This is a genomic window from Amycolatopsis samaneae (assembly GCF_039541975.1).
In the GTDB taxonomy this organism is placed as follows: Bacteria; Actinomycetota; Actinomycetes; order Mycobacteriales; family Pseudonocardiaceae; genus Amycolatopsis; species Amycolatopsis samaneae.
On record NZ_BAABHG010000003.1, the window covers coordinates 235,548 to 251,492 of the forward strand.

General features: G+C 68.6%; 14 protein-coding genes. 7 read left to right on the forward strand and 7 right to left on the reverse strand.

All coding sequences use genetic code 11. The annotated features are described in order from the left end of the window. Nucleotides 1–71 precede the first annotated feature (71 nt). Genes ABD987_RS08170 through ABD987_RS08180 form a run of 3 tightly spaced genes read left to right on the forward strand, consistent with a single transcriptional unit; the run spans nt 72 to nt 1,556 of the window. Complete coding sequence (locus ABD987_RS08170) at nt 72–251, forward strand: hypothetical protein (protein WP_345388747.1); 180 nt, start codon at nt 72–74, stop codon at nt 249–251. 3 nt (nt 252–254) lie between these two features. Then, a complete protein-coding gene (locus ABD987_RS08175; RefSeq protein ID WP_345388748.1) occupies nt 255–1,031 on the forward strand; it encodes a DUF6338 family protein in 777 nt (258 codons plus the stop codon). A 42-nt stretch (nt 1,032–1,073) separates the two neighbouring features. Beyond that, on the forward strand, nt 1,074–1,556 hold the full coding sequence (locus ABD987_RS08180) for a DUF1707 SHOCT-like domain-containing protein (protein WP_345388750.1): 483 nt from the start codon (nt 1,074–1,076) through the stop codon (nt 1,554–1,556). 45 nt (nt 1,557–1,601) lie between these two features. Here ABD987_RS08180 and vanY-N read toward each other — a convergent pair whose 3' ends face one another. Genes vanY-N through ABD987_RS08195 form a run of 3 tightly spaced genes read right to left on the reverse strand, consistent with a single transcriptional unit; the run spans nt 1,602 to nt 3,167 of the window. Beyond that, nucleotides 1,602–2,153 (reverse strand): D,D-peptidase/D,D-carboxypeptidase VanY-N, encoded by a 552-nt coding sequence (gene vanY-N, locus ABD987_RS08185; RefSeq protein WP_345389873.1) that lies wholly within the window; start codon nt 2,151–2,153, stop codon nt 1,602–1,604. Between the two features lie 55 nt (nt 2,154–2,208). Further along, nucleotides 2,209–2,634, reverse strand: a complete 426-nt coding sequence (locus tag ABD987_RS08190; protein WP_345388752.1) for a nuclear transport factor 2 family protein — start codon at nt 2,632–2,634, stop codon at nt 2,209–2,211. Then, nucleotides 2,631–3,167 (reverse strand): AAA family ATPase, encoded by a 537-nt coding sequence (locus ABD987_RS08195; RefSeq protein WP_345388754.1) that lies wholly within the window; start codon nt 3,165–3,167, stop codon nt 2,631–2,633. The genes ABD987_RS08190 and ABD987_RS08195 overlap by 4 nt, the downstream gene beginning before the upstream one ends. Nucleotides 3,168–3,330: 163 nt before the next feature. Here ABD987_RS08195 and ABD987_RS08200 point away from each other — a divergent pair, with 163 nt between their 5' ends. Further along, nucleotides 3,331–3,903 (forward strand): pYEATS domain-containing protein, encoded by a 573-nt coding sequence (locus ABD987_RS08200; RefSeq protein WP_345388756.1) that lies wholly within the window; start codon nt 3,331–3,333, stop codon nt 3,901–3,903. Nucleotides 3,904–3,980: 77 nt separating this feature from the next. Here the strand turns inward: ABD987_RS08200 and ABD987_RS08205 are convergent, their stop codons facing one another. Further along, complete coding sequence (locus ABD987_RS08205) at nt 3,981–6,404, reverse strand: Tex family protein (protein ID WP_345389876.1); 2,424 nt, start codon at nt 6,402–6,404, stop codon at nt 3,981–3,983. A 176-nt stretch (nt 6,405–6,580) separates the two neighbouring features. Here ABD987_RS08205 and ABD987_RS08210 point away from each other — a divergent pair, with 176 nt between their 5' ends. Then, nucleotides 6,581–8,062 carry a chitinase gene (locus ABD987_RS08210; protein ID WP_345388758.1) on the forward strand — a complete coding sequence of 494 codons (1,482 nt, stop codon included), beginning with the start codon at nt 6,581–6,583 and terminating at the stop codon, nt 8,060–8,062. A gap of 233 nt (nt 8,063–8,295) precedes the next feature. Beyond that, on the forward strand, nt 8,296–8,454 hold the full coding sequence (locus tag ABD987_RS08215) for a hypothetical protein (RefSeq protein WP_345388760.1): 159 nt from the start codon (nt 8,296–8,298) through the stop codon (nt 8,452–8,454). Between the two features lie 69 nt (nt 8,455–8,523). On the opposite strand, the gene ABD987_RS08220 is transcribed toward ABD987_RS08215, so the two are convergent. Continuing rightward, nucleotides 8,524–10,236 (reverse strand): GMC oxidoreductase, encoded by a 1,713-nt coding sequence (locus tag ABD987_RS08220; protein ID WP_345388762.1) that lies wholly within the window; start codon nt 10,234–10,236, stop codon nt 8,524–8,526. Further along, on the reverse strand, nt 10,233–11,723 hold the full coding sequence (locus ABD987_RS08225; RefSeq protein WP_345388764.1) for a flavin-containing monooxygenase: 1,491 nt from the start codon (nt 11,721–11,723) through the stop codon (nt 10,233–10,235). Before ABD987_RS08225 ends, ABD987_RS08220 begins: the two co-directional genes overlap by 4 nt. A gap of 321 nt (nt 11,724–12,044) precedes the next feature. Between ABD987_RS08225 and ABD987_RS08230 the strand changes: the two genes are divergently transcribed. Continuing rightward, the gene (locus ABD987_RS08230) at nt 12,045–12,437 is read left to right on the forward strand and encodes a helix-turn-helix domain-containing protein (RefSeq protein WP_378273060.1); all 393 of its coding nucleotides are present in this window, start codon (nt 12,045–12,047) and stop codon (nt 12,435–12,437) included. 376 nt (nt 12,438–12,813) lie between these two features. On the opposite strand, the gene ABD987_RS08235 is transcribed toward ABD987_RS08230, so the two are convergent. Next, nucleotides 12,814–15,849 carry an AfsR/SARP family transcriptional regulator gene (locus tag ABD987_RS08235; RefSeq protein WP_345388768.1) on the reverse strand — a complete coding sequence of 1,012 codons (3,036 nt, stop codon included), beginning with the start codon at nt 15,847–15,849 and terminating at the stop codon, nt 12,814–12,816. Nucleotides 15,850–15,945: the final 96 nt, after the last annotated feature.

Sequence of the window (15,945 nt, forward strand, 5' to 3'; positions counted from 1 at the left end):
CCGATTCCCCGCTTTCCCCGCTGTCCGCCGTGGTATAACGGCCCGATCGACCGGACAGCGGGGAGGCTGTGATGGGCAGGGACGTACCGTCACCGGGAACCAACTGGAACGCGGGCGTCGTGCTCCCGACCACGAACGTCGGGGGAGCGGTGGTCGAGGACCAGCTCAGGGTGAAGACCGTGGAACAGCCGCCCGGCGTTCCCGCGCAGCCGCCTCAGGTACCGGAACCCGAGCCCGAGGAAGATCGGTAGCCCGTGGTCCCGTCGACCGCCGCCGCGGTCGTCGTCTTCCTGTTGATGGTGACGCCGGGCATCGCGTTCGAACTGCTCTGGCAGACCACCCGGATGCGGCGCGAGGAAAGCACGTTCGTCGAGATCAGCCGGGTGTTGTTCACCGGCGTGGTGTTCAGCGTGCTGGCGGTCGTGCTCGTCGCCGTGCTCGCGGCGCTCGTCCCCGGTTCGGCGGCGGCGCTGCCGGATCTGGTGCGGGACACCGGGAAGTACTTCTCGGCGCACCCGGTGCTGACGCTCGTCTCGCTGGTCGCGGTGACGCTGCTCGCGCTGTGTTTCGCGGTCGCCGCGCACGACGTGCTGACCCCGGACACCGAACGCCGGATCGCGCAGGAAACGGTGTGGTACACGGCTTTCAACCGGCTCGCGGCGCCGGGCGTGCGGGTGTTCCTCAGCGTGCAGCTCAAGGACGGGACCACGGTCACCGGCTATTCGGCGGGGTACTCCACCGAATCCGATCCCGCGAAACGCGATCTGCTGCTCAGCGCGCCGCTGGCGATCCGCCAGCCGGGGGCGGCGGCGCCGGACGCGCTCGACGAGGACTGGCAGACCCTCGTGCTCAACGGCGCCGAGATCCGCACGGTCGCCGCCGCGTACGTCGGTTCACCGTTGTCGGAGAGCCCACCGGGACTCGGCCGGCGGCTCTCGGTTCTCCTTGTCCGCCGGGCATGGCGGGCCGCGCTGGGCGTCGCCCTGCTGATCCTTCTGACGCTGTTGATGGTGGGCCTGACCACGGCGTAGCCTGGTGGTTCAGCTGTCTTGCTTGGGAGGGTTCGGGCAGCCATGACATCACTGGGGGACTCTCGCGCGAGCGACGCGGATCGTGAAGAAGCCGTGGCACGGTTGCGAACGGCCTACAGCGAGGGACGCGTCACCCTTGAGGAGTTCGAAGAACGCGTTAAGGCCGCGTACGCCGCGAAAACGTATACGCAGCTTGACGTCGTACAGCAGGACCTGTTGCTGACGCGCGGTCCAACCCGCGCCGATCCCGTCAGGGCGTATCTGGACCTCCGATATCGCCAGCTCGAATGGTTTCGCGGGCTGGCCGGACGACCGCCGGGGCAGCGCGGGGCGGCGGCGCTGCTCGTGGGCCCCGCGGCCATCGGTCTCTGGCTCGTCGTCAACGTCGCCTACCTGGTCATCTGCCTGGCCCTGGGGCTGCCCGCCGATTCGGTGTGGTTCACGTTGTGGCCCGTCATCGGGGCGCCCTGGGGTTCCGTGGTGCTCACGACGGAGATCTTCCGGCGGCTGGATCGCCGACGCTGACGGCGCGCTGTTGGGTAGCTTGTGGACAGTCGGCGAGGCCGGGGTTCAGTGCTCGGGGCGCGCGTTCTGCGCGGCCTTGACGCTGGGGTTGGCCCACATTTCGGGCGCCGATTCGTGCTCCGGCAGGTACTCGAAGTGCCACCACTCGTTGGCGTAGGTGCGGTAGAGGCGGTAACGCACGCCGTGTTTTTCCAGCCAGAGCGCGCCTTCACGCGGACGCACGTCCAGCGCGACGCCCTGGACGTGACTGGACTCCTCCGGCGGCAGTACGAGCAGCCGCGCCTGGGCCTCCGAACCGGTGCGGCGCACCTCGTCGTCGAAGACCTGTTGCTGCTTCCGGGGATCGCGGTATCCCGAGGTGAGGCCGATGAGCTGACCGTGCCGCCACAGCGCGTCGGTGCGGGCCGCGACGAACGCCGCCCCGGCTCCCGCGTCGAGCCCGCCGAGGTTCTCCTTCGGGAACCGGAATCGCAGCGCCCACTGGCACGCCCGCTCGCGGGCGCGGCCGGGGCGGGTGACGAACGCGACGGGCAGCAGCACCACGGCCAGCGCCAGGGTGATCACGGCGAACATCCGGTCGCGGACGTGACGTCCCATGGTGGCGGTGCCTTTCTCGCGGGTGCCGGTTTCCGGACGGTACACGTCCGGACGATCAGCGCGGGTCCTGGGGCGCGAGCAGCTGGGCCATCAGCTCGGTCGCGTCGACCCAGACGGTGTGCCTGCTGATCCGCCCGCCGGAGAACTCGCACAGGTGCAGCAGCCGGTAGCGCACCGTCCGCCCGCCACCGTGGACGCCGAAAATGGTACCGGTGGCCGTCGCCGTCATGATGCTTTCGGTGACGAGCAGGTTCTCGCCGTGGGAGCGACGGACCACGTTCAACGAGGCCTCGCCGAACTCGTCGAACGCCTCCTCGTAGCGTCGCCGGATGGACGCGTGGCCGCGCCGCCGGCCATAGGTGTCGCCGACGACCTCGTAGTCGGCGTCCTCGGTGAAGAGCGCGATCAGGCCGTCGATGTCCTGGGCCCGGTGCGCGCGGACGAAGACGTCGAAGATCGCGTCCATTTCTTCGGGGGTCATGGCTTGAGGCGGTGCGTTTCCCCGGCGAGGGCGTCGCGGACCGCGGCGGCCGTCGCCGTCGCGTCGAGACCGGTGGAATCGAGGGCGTGCGGCTCGAACTCGCCGAGGTCCGCGAACTGCCGGTGCATCGCGCGCACCGGCTCCGGATCGGTCAGCGCGTCGGCGCCCCGCCCGCCCGCGCGGGTGACCGTGGTGGCCTCGTCCGGGCGCAGGACGACGTAGTGCAGGGGCACGCCGTGCTGCTTCGCGGCGATGCGGAACGGGTCGAGGAACCACGGGCCGACCACGCCGTCGCAGAACACCTCGTACCCGCCCTCGGCGTACCCGGCCGCCGCCTGCGCGAGCACGGTGGTGACGACCTCGTTCTGCCGCTGTGCCTCGGGCAGGTAGGGCAGGATCGCGCCGTTGCGGATGTAGGCGTAGAAGTCGTCCGTGTGCAGGTGGACGCTCGGGGAGACGGCGTCGGCGAGCAGCCGCGCGACGGTGCTCTTCCCGGCCCCGGGCGGCCCGGTGAGAATGACGACTTTGCTCAACGCCGCGCTGCCTTCACGTGGTTCACCCTTTGCTGATCCCAGCACTGTCCCTGAGCAGCGTATCGGTTACCTCCTACCTCGGGCTTGTCAAGCTCGACACCGGCGACCGAGCCGCCGCTTCCCTGCTACCTTCGGCCGTCGACGGGTGCTGAGGGGAGCTGGGGTGAAGGACTGGATACCGCTGTTCCAGAGCCTGGTCTGGCCGGTGTTCATCGCGGTGCTGGTGTTCGCGTTCCGCTCCGCGATCCGCAAGCTGCTCGCCTCGGTCAACGCGCGTGTCGCGAAGGGCGATCACCTCGAAGTCGGGCCGGGCGGTGTGAAGCTGAAGGCGGCGGAACCGGGAAAACCTTCCGGGGACGCACCGGAGCCCGGCGCGCAACCGGCACTGGACGAGGCCGCGGCGTCCGGACCGGTCCCGGAGACCGAAGCCGAACCCCTGTCCCGTTTTCACCTGGTCCACACCGCGCAGCGCGACCGGTCCCTGGACCGGGGCGACTACCGGTACTTCCGCATTCGCGTCTTCCTGGAGGGCGAGGAGGACAGCGATCTCGACCACGTCGAGAAGGTCGTCTATCACCTGCATCCGACCTTCTACAACCCGGTCCGGACCGTCACGGACCGGCGGACGAACTTCGAGCTGATGACGGCGGCGTGGGGGATGTTCCCGCTCCGCGCCGACGTCTACCTGAAAGGCCGCCCGGCTCCCGTGAGCCTGGAGCGCTACCTCAACTTCTGACCGGCTCCGGAAGGTCCGTGAATGCCACATTGAGGGACTCAGAGTCCCTCAATGTGGCATTCACGGACCGTTGAGACCTACTTCTTGTAGCCCGCGCGGCGCAGCGCGTCGGCCATGGCGCCGCCACCGCCGAAGCCACCGCCGCCACCGGAGTTGCCGCCCCGGCCGCCGCCACCGCGGCCACCCTGCTGGCCACCGCGGCGCTGACCCTGGCCGCCACCCTGACCGCCCTGCGCACCCTGGCCACGACCGCCGCCGCCACCCTGACGCCCCTGACCACCGCCGCGACGGTCCTGGCCGCCGGAGCCACCGGCGCCGGGCTCGTCGTCCAGGCGCAGGGTCAGCGAGATCCGCTTGCGCGGCACGTCGACGTCGAGCACCTTGCACTTCACGATGTCGCCGGGCTTCACGACCTCACGAGGGTCCTTGACGAAGTTCTTCGACAGCGCGGAAACGTGCGCGAGGCCGTCCTGGTGCACGCCGACGTCGATGAACGCGCCGAACGCGGCGACGTTGGTGACCACGCCTTCCAGGGTCATCCCCGGCTTGAGGTCGGAGATCTTCTCGACGCCGTCGACGAAGGTCGCGGTCTTGAACGCCGGACGCGGGTCGCGGCCCGGCTTGTCCAGTTCGGACAGGATGTCGGTGACCGTCGGGAGCCCGAAGGTGTCGTCGACGAAGTCCGCCGGGCGCAGCTTCTGCAGCGTCCGGCTGTTGCCGATCAGCTCGCGGATGTCCGAACCGGTGCTCGACAGGATCCGCCGCACCACCGGGTAGGCCTCGGGGTGCACCGACGAGGAGTCGAGCGGGTCGTCTCCGTCCGGGATGCGCAGGAAGCCGGCGCACTGCTCGAACGCCTTCGGCCCGAGCCGCGCGACGTCCTTGAGCGCGGTCCGCGAGCGGAACGGCCCGTGCTCGTCGCGGTGCCCGACGATGTTCTCCGCGAGGCCGGTCGTGATGCCGGAAACGCGGCTCAGCAGGGGAGCGGAGGCGGTGTTGAGGTCGACGCCGACGGCGTTCACGCAGTCCTCGACCACCGCGTCGAGCGAACGGGACAGCGAGACCTCGGACAGGTCGTGCTGGTACTGCCCGACCCCGATCGACTTCGGGTCGATCTTGACCAGCTCTGCCAGGGGGTCCTGGAGCCGCCGCGCGATGGAGACCGCGCCGCGCAGGGAAACGTCCATGCCCGGCAGCTCCTGCGAGGCGAACGCGGACGCGGAGTACACCGACGCCCCGGCCTCGGACACCACGACCTTCGTCAGCTTCAGGTCCGGGTACTTCTTGATCAGCTCGCCGGCGAGCTTGTCGGTCTCGCGGGACGCGGTGCCGTTGCCGATGGAGATCAGGTCGACCTGGTGGCGGGTGCACAGCGCGGCCAGCTCGGCGATCGAGGCGTCCCACTTGTTGGCGGGCTGGTGCGGGTAGATCGTGTGCGTCGCGACGACCTTGCCGGTGGCGTCCACGACCGCGACCTTGACGCCGGTGCGGAAGCCGGGGTCGAGGCCCATCGTCGCGCGGGTGCCCGCCGGGGCGGCGAGCAGCAGATCGCGCAGGTTGGCGGCGAACACGCGCACGGCGTCGTCCTCGGCGGACTGGCGCAGCCGCATCCGCAGGTCGATGCCCAGGTGCAGGAGGATCTTCGTGCGCCAGGCCCAGCGGACGGTGTCGGCGAGCCACTTGTCACCCGCGCGGCCCTCGTTGGCGATGCCGAACCGCTGCGCGATGCGCTGCTCGTACTCCGTCGGCCCGACGCGCGGTTCCTCGGTGGCTTCCTCGGATTCCATGGTGAGGTCGAGGATCTCCTCCTTCTCACCGCGGAACATCGCGAGGATGCGGTGCGAGGGGAGCTTCGTGTAGGGCTCGTCGAACTCGAAGTAGTCGGCGAACTTCGCGCCCGCCTCGGCCTTGCCCTCGCGGACCTTGGAGGCCAGCCGTCCCTGCGTCCACATCTTCTCGCGCAGCTCGCCGATGAGGTCGGCGTCCTCGGCGAAGCGCTCGACGAGGATCGCGCGGGCGCCGTCGAGCGCGGCCTGCGCGTCCGCGACACCCTTGTCGGCGTCGACGAACACCGCGGCGGCGGCCTGCGGGTCGGTTGACGGGTCGCCGAGCAGGCCGTCCGCGAGGGGCTCCAGCCCCGCCTCACGGGCGATCTGGGCCTTGGTGCGGCGCTTCGGCTTGTAGGGGAGGTAGATGTCCTCCAGGCGGGACTTGGTGTCCGCCGCGACGATCTGCGCCTCCAGCTCGTCGGTGAGCTTGCCCTGGGTGCGGATCGAGTCCAGCACCGCGACGCGGCGCTCGTCGAGCTCGCGCAGGTAACGCAGGCGCTCTTCGAGCGTGCGCAGCTGCGCGTCGTCGAGCATGCCGGTGACTTCCTTGCGGTACCGGGCGATGAACGGCACCGTCGAACCGCCGTCGAGCAGGTCGACCGCGGCCTTGACCTGCCCCTCGCGCACCCCCAGCTCTTCGGCGATCTTCTGCTCGACCGACTGCACGCCCACTGCCACGCTCCCGCTCCGCTTTGGATGTGTGCTCTGCTCCTGCACCGTCCTGACCCAGCATTGTGCCGTCCGGCCGGTGCGACGTTCGGACTGGGCCTCCCGGGCTACTCCCTTGACACCCATATTGGTCTAGTCCATTTTTATGTGACTCAACTTACCCATTCGTGGAGGCCACCGTGGTCCTCAAACCCAGGAACGCCCTCGTCGCGCTCTTTTCCACCCTCGCGCTGTGTCTCGGCGTCACGCTCGCGCTGAGTGGAAACGCTTCTGCGGCGAACATCCTGTCCAATCCCGGCTTCGAAGCGGGGACGCTGTCGGGCTGGACCTGCACCGGTACCTCGGCCGTGGTGACCAGCCCGGTGCACAGCGGTCAGGGCGCGCTGAGCGCGACCCCGGCCGGTCAGGACACCGGCCAGTGCGGCCAGACCGTCACCGTCAAGCCGAACACCGCGTACAAGCTGTCGGCGTGGGTGCAGGGCAGCTACGTCTACCTCGGTGTCTCCGGCACCGGCAGCACCGACACGAGCACCTGGACGCCGGGTGCCACCAGCTGGCAGCAGCTGTCGCTGAACTTCACCACCGGCGCGTCGACGCAGGTCACGGTGTACCTGCACGGCTGGTACGGGCAGCCCGGCTACTACGCCGACGACGTCAACCTCGACGGCCCCGGCACCCCGCCGACGACCACACCGACCACGCCCACCACTTCGACGACGGCCCCCACGACGCCGCCGACCACCACGACCACCACACCGCCGAACGGCTCGCTGCCCAAGCACGTGCTGACCGGGTACTGGCAGAACTTCTACAACGGCGCGAAGGCGCTGAAGCTCGCCGACGTCCCGAGCAGCTACAACATCGTCGCGGTGGCGTTCGCGGACGCCGACCCCGGCAACCGCGGCGGGGTCACCTTCACCCTCGACCCCGGGCTCTCCTCGCAGCTGGGCGGATACACCGACGCGCAGTTCAAGGCCGACGTCAAGACGCTCCAGGCGCGCGGCCAGAAGGTGATCCTGTCCGTCGGCGGCGAGAAGGGCACGATCAGCGTCGGCGATTCCGGTGCCGCGGCGAACTTCGCGAGCAGCATGAAGTCGCTGATCGCGCAGTACGGCTTCGACGGCGTCGACATCGACCTGGAGAACGGCATCAGCCCGACGTACATGGGCTCCGCGCTGCGCAGCATCCACGACGGTGGCGGTTCGGTGATCACCATGGCGCCGCAGACCATCGACATGCAGTCGACCGGCGGCGGGTACTTCCAGCTCGCGCTGAACGTCAAGGACATCCTGACCGTGGTCAACATGCAGTACTACAACAGCGGCGCGATGAACGGGTGTGACGGCAACGTCTACTCGCAGGGCACCGTCGACTTCCTGACCGGGCTGTCCTGCATCCAGCTCAAGGGCGGCCTGCGCGCGGACCAGGTCGGGCTCGGCCTGCCCGCCTCGCCCCGGGCGGCCGGTGGTGGCTATCAGTCGCCGTCGAACACCGTGTCGGCGCTGAACTGCCTGGCCAAGGGCAGCTCGTGCGGGAACTTCAAGCCGCCGGCCACGTACCCGGACATCCGCGGCGCGATGACCTGGTCGATCAACTGGGACGCCTCGAACGGGTACTCCTTCGCGAACACCGTCCGCGCGGGCCTCGACGGCCTGCCGTGACGCTTCTCCGATAGGTCCGTGAATGCCACATTGAGGGACTCTGAGTCCCTCAATGTGGCATTCACGGACTTGGGCCACGGTTTGTTTGCGTGCCGGGGAAAAGGGGTAGGTCTTCGTTCGTGCCCCGTGTCAGCGGGAGTCGGGCCGGTCGTGTCCCCGCCGGTGCCGATCGGTTCAGGTGTGCGCGGCGGACGCACGCCTCGGCATGGCGTACCCACCAGCATCTCGCCGCGATGTGGTCCACCTTCGCGGTCACCAACGACGACTACGCGGCTCGTTCGGCCGTGGCCAAGGACGCGCGGCGCTTCCGGGCGCGAGCCGTGCGCGCCAGGGAACACTCGCGACGCCTGCAACTGCTCGCCGATCACCTGCTGCACACCGAACCCTCGTGACCCGGCACCCAAGCCTCTGAAGGCCACCTTGAGGGAACTCAAGTCCCTCAAGGTGGCCTTCAGAGAACGTCAGGAAGCCGGGGTGATGGGCAGGCGGAGGGCGCCGGGGGCGTCGTGGGGGACCGCGGGGTTTTTCGGCGCCACCGGGGTGATCCGCCGGTAGGCCGAGCCGAGTGACGGACGCGGGTCCGCGTCGCCCCTGTTGGGCCAGAACGACATCGCGCGTTCCGCCTGCGCGGTGATCGTCAGCGACGGGTTCACCCCGAGGTTCGCCGAGATCGCCGAGCCGTCCGCGACATGCAGCCCCGGATGCCCGAACAGCCGCTGGTACGGATCGACGACGCCGGTCTCCGGCGAGTCGCCGATCGCGCAGCCGCCGATGAAGTGCCCGGTGATCGGGATGTTCGCCAGCTCGGTCCAGGCGCCCTGCGGCAGCCCGCCGATCTTCGCCGCCACCCGCCGCGCGATCTCGTGCCCGGCCGGGATCCACTCCGGGCTCGGTTCGCCCTCGCCCTGTTTCGTGGTCATCCGGCGGCCGAACAGCCCGCGTTTCGTGTACGTGGTCACCGAGTTGTCCAGCGTCTGCATCACCAGCAGCCCGACCGTCCGCTCCGACCAGTGCCGCGGATTGTGCAGCTTCACCAGGTCACGCCACTGCCGCCGTAGCTGGCGCAGGCCGAGGACCCAGCGCCGCTTGCCGGTCTCGGCGTCGACGAGCACCGTCGTCAGGAGGCTCATGAAGTTGCTGCCCCTGCCGTAGCGCACCGGCTCGACGTGGGTGACCGCGTCCGGGTGAATCGACGACGTGATCGCGACGCCGCGGGTGAAGTCGTTGTCCTTCCGCAGGGATTTCGCCGCGAGCACGGCCTCCGAGTTCGTCCGCGCCAGCAGGCCCAGCCGCTTCGACACCCGGGGCAGCGCGCCGGTGTCCCGCAGCCGATGCAGAAGTCTTTGTGTACCAAGGGAAGCGGCCGCGAACACGACCTGCTCGGCGGTGAACGTCCGCCGCCCCTTGCGCGTCCAGCGGCCGGTGCGCTCGGTGCCGACCGCGTACCCGCCGTCGATCGGCCGCAGGGACACCGCCGTGGTCAGCGGATGGACCGCCGCGCCGGCGCGTTCGGCGAGGTGGAGGTAGTTCTTGACGGTCGTGTTCTTCGCCCCGACCCGGCAGCCGGTCATGCACTCGCCGCACAGCGTGCAGGTGTGCCGCGACGGCCCGGCACCGCCGAAGAACGGATCCGGCACCTCGCCGGGTTTCGCGCCGGGTTCGCCGAAGTGGACCCCGACCGGCGTGCGGCGGTAGGTGTGCCCGATGCCCAGCTCGTCCGCGACCTCGCGCAGCACCCGGTCGGCCGGGGTGGTCGCGGGGTTCTCGACCACGCCGAGCATGCGTTTGGCCTGGTCGTAGTACGGCGCCAGTTCGGACCGCCAGTCGGTGATGTGCGCCCACTGCGGGTCCCGGTAGAAGGTGTCCGGTGGCTCGTACAGCGTGTTCGCGTAGACGAGCGAGCCGCCGCCGACACCGGACCCGCTCATCACGAAGGTGTTCTTGAGCAGCGTCAGCCGTTGGATGCCGAAGCAGCCGAGTTTCGGGGCCCACAGGTACTTCCGGACCCGCCACGAGGTCTTCGCGAACTCGTGGTCGGCGAAGCGGCGGCCGGTCTCCAGCACTCCGACGCGGTAGCCCTTCTCGGTGAGCCGCAGCGCCGTGACACTGCCGCCGAAACCCGAGCCGATCACCAGTACGTCGTAGTCGAAGGTTCCGGAGTCGAAATCGCTCATCGTGTGCCCACCATCCGGTAGTCGCCCGCGTCGAAGCGGCGGGTGCGGCGGTCGTACTCGGTGACCAGGCCCGGCCAGTTCGTGGTGACCCTGCCGTCGGCCTGGCGGTACCAGCTCGTGCAGCCAGACCAGACGCTGCGGCCCAGTCGCCGCTGGACTTCCGCGTCGTAGCGGGCTTCCACCTCCGGTCGGACGTCCACATAGGACACGTCGGGCCGGGCGAGCTGTTCGACGGCCTGGCGGATGTAGCGGGCCTGCCGCTCGATCATGTAGATGATGGACCCCGCGCCGAGGTTGGTGTTCGGGCCGTAGACGCAGAACAGGTTCGGGAAGCCGGGGACCGTCATGCCCAGGTACGCGTGCGCCCCGCCGGACCACGCGTCCTGCAAGAGCCGCCCGCCGAGCCCGAGCACCTTGAGCTTGCCGAGGAAGTCGGTGGCCGCGAAGCCGGTGCCGTAGACGAGGACGTCGGCCTCGTGCTCGGTGCCGTCCGCGGTCCGCACCCCGCGCGGGGTGATCTCGGCGATTTTGTCGGTGGTGACGGTTACGTTGGGCTGAGCGAGGGCAGGGAGGTAGTCGTTGGTGAAGAGAATCCGTTTGCAGCCCAGGGGATAGGAAGGGGTGATTTTCTTGCGTAGCGCGGGATCCTTGACGTAGCGGTGGCGCAGCTGGGCCGTGCGCAGCTCGAAGAGCTTGGCCAGCACGGGGAGCCGGGTCATGCCGTAGGTCGCGTACTCGGCGAGCAGGAAGATGCGCAGCCTGCCGAGCAGTTGCGTGGGTGGCACGTGCTCGAACAGCCACTGCTGCCAGCGGCGGTAGGTCGTGTCGCGCTTCGCCATGATGTACGGCGGCGTCCGCTGGAAGATCGTGAGCGCGCCCGCCTGCCGTTGCAGCGTGGGCACGAACTGGATCGCGCTCGCGCCGGTCCCGATCACGAGCACCCGCTTGCCCCGCAGGTCGCAGTCGTGGTCCCACCGCGCGGAGTGGAAACTCGTGCCCGCGAACGTGTCGCGCCCGGGGAGGTCCGGCCACACCGGCCGGGACAGCTGCCCGACCGCGGGTACGAACACGTCGGCCTCGTACGTTTCGCCGCGGCTTGTTTCGACGTGCCACCGGCCGCGTGTTTCGTCGAAGGCGGCGCCGGTGACCTCGGTGTCGTAGCGGATGTGCCGTTCGAGCCCGTACTTGGCGATGACGTGCCTGAGGTAGGCGTGGATGTCCGGCTGCTGCGAAAAGCGCTGCGGCCAGTGCGGATTGGGCTCGTAGGAGAAGGAGTACAGCGGCGAGGGGATGTCGCAGGCCGCGCCGGGGTAGGTGTTCTCCCGCCAGACGCCGCCGGGCTCGCTCGCGCTCTCGAGGATCGTGAAGTCCTCGAACCCCGCGCGCTTGAGCTCGACCGCCGTGCCGACCCCGCCGAACCCGGCGCCCACGATCAGCACCGACGGCGTGCCCGCCTTCGTCTTCCCTGACTCCGCCGCACCACTCATTCCAGGGAAGCTACCCAGCCGAGGACCGGTTCGGTAGCGTACAGCCGGTCACCCAATCGAGACTTCCGGCCAGGTCTGTGTCGTGGCTGACCAGTGGATCAATGATCACTCAGCGGCGAGTTGGCGTTATCAATTCGTAACAATCACAATTATTGTATGCCTTCGGATAATCGGTGCTGGAAAAACCCTGCGCTCCCGCACGGTTCTCTTGGTGGCGATCGTGGAACATCACTGAGTTGGTGGGTTGAGCCGACGGGCCAAGTCTTCTTATCTGGAAGGAGTGCCCAAAAGGCGAAACCACTCAGCGGCGCGGGGGCTGCGATGAGGGAGACTGGAGATTGCGGTGACGATACCGTCGGGCAAGACAGTACCGAACAAGACGTTACCGAACAACGAACTGATGCCGAAGACTCTGCCCGGTCGGTCGCGGAGGAGCTGGTGCGCCGTTATCAGGGCGGTGAAACCCTGACGGATCTGGTCGAAAGCAAGAACCTGAGCTTCCGGAAAGTCCGTGAGACGTTGCTGGAGGCCGGTGTCACGCTCCGGCCGGCCATGCCACTGACACCGCCCGCGCCGCCGGGCATGGCGGAGGCCTACCGAGGGGGTAAGTCGATCAAGGAAACGGCCGCCCAGTTCGGTCTCACCTACGGCCAGACGCGCCGGATGCTGCTCAACGCCGGTGTCGAACTACGCAGACGAGGCCGCCCCTGGTGACGGCCTACTCGCCGAAGTTTCTTTGCGGGCAAGGGGGGAGGCGCCCGGGGTCCGCCGGGCGCCTGCTCGCTACTACACGTGCCACCACAGGGGGAGGGCTGCTGCCATGACGGCCATAACGGTCAGGGCGCCCATGGCCAGGTGGGGCTGCCGCAGCAATCGTTTCACCATGCTCCTAGTGCAGAGGGAGAGAGAGTGTCCGTGCCGGTGAGGGAAAGGCTCGGATCTTTACTGCGCACACGGTAGGGGCAGTGGGTCTCGAAGGCAAGGTGCTGTTTGCACTAACGGGCAGGATTCCCCCGGTGAGGGATACTCTGACCAGCACTTTCAGCTAAGAGTGCGAATATATGATCATGGTTTAGGTTGAGAGTTCACGCTAAAGTGTATGTTTTTCTCGTTTGCTCTGTAGTCGCGGTGGCGGCATTGCCATGGTGTCTTCGTCTGCCTGTCGCGCTTCCGGTACAATGGTCTCTTTTTGGCTCTCGAGCGTTGTCAGCCTGGCCTCGAGAAGATCGGCTTTAGCGTGACGTTCCCGGTTCCGAAAAAGCTTCACTGCGGTTCGCCACATTTGGCAGGCATCGGTGATGTTGCCGTGGGCAGCGAGGATTTCTCCCAGCGCGGACAGGGCCCTTGCCTGGCCGGTCGCGTGCCGGGATCGTTCGGCCAGCTCCACTGCTTCGCCCGCATAGCGAAGGGCGGTCGCGTCCTCCCGCTGGGCATGTGCCAGCTGGGCCCAGACTGTCTTCAGTTTCATCGCGGTTGGAAGATGCCGGGTGGTGTCGGTCAGCTTCGAGGCCGCTCGGCAATGCTGCTCGGCCTCCTCGTAGCGTCCAAGGCGGGTCAACAGCGAACCCAACGCGACACGGGTGGAAATCTGCCCCGCGATGTCCCCGATAACCTGGTAGACCCGCAGCGCCTCGCAATACAGTTCGTAGACCTCGAACTCGTTACGTCCGGCATCGACGAGCGCGTTGCCCAGCCGGTATGCGGCTGTCGCGTGAAAGTACGAGTATTCGCTGGCGCGGGTCAGTGCGAGACCGGCTCGATACTGGGTCACGGCTTCCAAAGCCCGCCCCGCGTGATGGTGCCGCCGGGCCATGTTCAGTGTCACGGCGATCAGCCCGTATTCCATCCGATGTGCGGTGGCCAGGTCGTGGGCCTGCTGGAGGTAGTGGTCCGCCTGATGGTCATGGCCCATGAGCATGTGCATCTGCCCAAGGTCGTTGAGCGTCGAGGCCTGCGCCTCCAGATCGCCGACAATCGCCGCGGATCGCACAGCGATCACGAGACCGGCGACGATGTCCTCGTAGAACCCCGAGTTGTCCATGAAGTCGATCATCAGTGCGGGGAGGCGCCAGGCCAGTTCGTGCAGGTGATGTTCCGCGGCGAGCGGGACCATCGCGTTGAGGTTGCTTCGTTCCTGGAGGCACCAGCGGCCCGCGGCGCTCGCGTCGGCGAAAGCGACAGGTGTGATCCCGAAAACGGCCGGGGGCATCGGCGGGCGCGTTTTGTGCGGGAACATCACCGAGTGCGCGTGGAAGACCGACCACAGGTAGAACGACACCATGCGTTCCCGTGCCGCGTCGAGGTCGGGGAGGCGCTTGGCCAGGGTCGCCGCGTAGAGGTGCAGCAGATCGTGGATCTGGAATCGGTCGAGGTCGCCGGGCTGGTGCACCAGGTGCGCGGCCACGAGCACGTCCAGTGAGCGCCGGACCTCGGCCACGCCGCGCCCGTCGGCGGCCGCCAGCGCGGCACTCGTCAGCTCGGTGCCCGGGTTCAGCCCGACCAGGCAGAACACGCGCTGCTCGGCGGGCGGAAGTGCTTGGTAGGAAAGGGCGAACGCGGACTGCAGGCTTGTCCCCGCGCCGTCGCCGTCGTCGCCGAGGGTCAGCAGCGTTTCGGCGTCCCGCAGTTGCGCGGCGAGGGTCTCCAGCCTGGTGCCGGCCCGCGCGGCAGCCCGTTCCGCGACGATGGTCAGCGCCAGGGGCAGCCGTCCGCAGAGCCGCGCCAGCGCGTCGAGCGCTTCGGGTTCTCGCGCCGCGCGAGCCCCGATCCGCCGGGCCAGCAGTGCCCGCGATTCGGGCATCGTCAGCGCGGTGACCGTGACGACCCGCGTCGTGTGCCGGATCGCCAGCGGACCGAGCCGCCGTCGCGATGTGATCACCACCGTGCAGGAGTTCACCACGCTGAGCAGCGGTTCGACGTGCGCGGAGTCCTCCACGTTGTCCAGGATCAACAGTAGCGGACGCCGGGCGAGCAACGTGGTCAGCTTCGCCGCGCGCCCGAACGGCCCGATGATCTGATCCACCGGGTACCCCAGTACCGCGAGCAGGGCGTCGACGACGTCGGCCGCTTCCAGGCGGGGCGCCTGGCCGTAGCCGTGCAGGTCGAGCAGCACCACGCCGTGCGGGTACCGGGACTTGGCCCGGTGGGCCCAGGCCACCGCCGCGGTCGTCTTGCCCACCCCCGGTTCCCCGGTCAGCGTCAGGATCACCGGCTGTGGCGCCCCGGTGTCGTCGGTGGTCAACGTGTCGAGGGCGGCGAGAGTGTGCTCCCGGCCGGTGACCTCGACGGCGTCCGGTGGCAGCCGCCGGACGCTCGGGACCGGGTCCGGTTGTTCCTCCGCGGTGGGGCGCGCCACGGTGGTCACCTGCCCGGGCCGCGGGTAGGCGAGCGGGTCGTGGAACGAACGCAACTCGTCGGCGGACCGGTCGTCGCCCGAGTTCCGGAAGCCCCGGTGCGTGGCGACGAAGTAGTCGGTGGCTTCGGAGAAACGTTCCAGCGCGTGCAGCGCGCGGATCCGCAGCTTCGCCAGGCCGAGTTCGAGCGGGTGGTCGTGCTCCAGGTCGTCGAGACGGGCCAGCGCGTCACCGGGACGGTTCTCGGCCAATTGTTCGCCGACGAGAAAAACATTCGCGGGTATCCAATGGGTGCGCGCCCAGGAAGCTCGCCACCGGTCCGCGAGTTCGGTGGAAAGGCTGGACAGCGGCTCATCGCGCTGTAATTGTATCGCTGCCAGCGCATCTGCATGTGCACTTCGATGATTCCCGCGGTCGCGATGGTTTCGCGCGCGCTCCAGCAAGGAACGGAAGACGTAATAATCGATGAGCGTGGTATCGGTTTCGAGGGTGCAGCCGCCGTTCGCCGCGATCAGCCGTGCGGGCACCTTGGCGGCGGCCAGCACGCGCCGCAGCTGGGTGAGGTACTGGTGCATCGTCGCGCGCGGATCCTGCGGAAGTTGTTCGTTGTCGGCCCAAACCCACTCCACCAGCCGTTTCAGCGTCATGCGCTGGTTCGGCGCGGTCAGCAGCGCGGTCAGGACTTGACGCGCCCGGGGCTTGGCGTCTTTCATGGTCACGTTCCCGTGCATGCGCAGACGCGTTTGCCCGAGAACCTCGAACACGCTATTCACGGCAGGCCCCTTCCCCGCGCGATCAACCGTTCGCGCCCCTCTCCTCCGTCGGACAGTTTCGCACTATTTCCCGGGTCACACCAGGTCAGCGCGGGA

Excerpts from the sequence above, each read along its gene's own strand:
- ABD987_RS08170 (WP_345388747.1), top strand. The coding sequence starts at position 72 with ATGGGCAGGGACGTACCGTCACCGGGAACCAACTGGAACGCGGGCGTC.
- ABD987_RS08180 (WP_345388750.1), top strand. The coding sequence starts at position 1,074 with ATGACATCACTGGGGGACTCTCGCGCGAGCGACGCGGATCGTGAAGAA.
- vanY-N (WP_345389873.1), bottom strand. The coding sequence starts at position 2,153 with ATGGGACGTCACGTCCGCGACCGGATGTTCGCCGTGATCACCCTGGCG.
- ABD987_RS08190 (WP_345388752.1), bottom strand. The coding sequence starts at position 2,634 with ATGACCCCCGAAGAAATGGACGCGATCTTCGACGTCTTCGTCCGCGCG.
- ABD987_RS08215 (WP_345388760.1), top strand. The coding sequence starts at position 8,296 with ATGTGGTCCACCTTCGCGGTCACCAACGACGACTACGCGGCTCGTTCG.
- ABD987_RS08220 (WP_345388762.1), bottom strand. The coding sequence starts at position 10,236 with ATGAGCGATTTCGACTCCGGAACCTTCGACTACGACGTACTGGTGATC.
- ABD987_RS08225 (WP_345388764.1), bottom strand. The coding sequence starts at position 11,723 with ATGAGTGGTGCGGCGGAGTCAGGGAAGACGAAGGCGGGCACGCCGTCG.
- ABD987_RS08230 (WP_378273060.1), top strand. The coding sequence starts at position 12,045 with ATGAGGGAGACTGGAGATTGCGGTGACGATACCGTCGGGCAAGACAGT.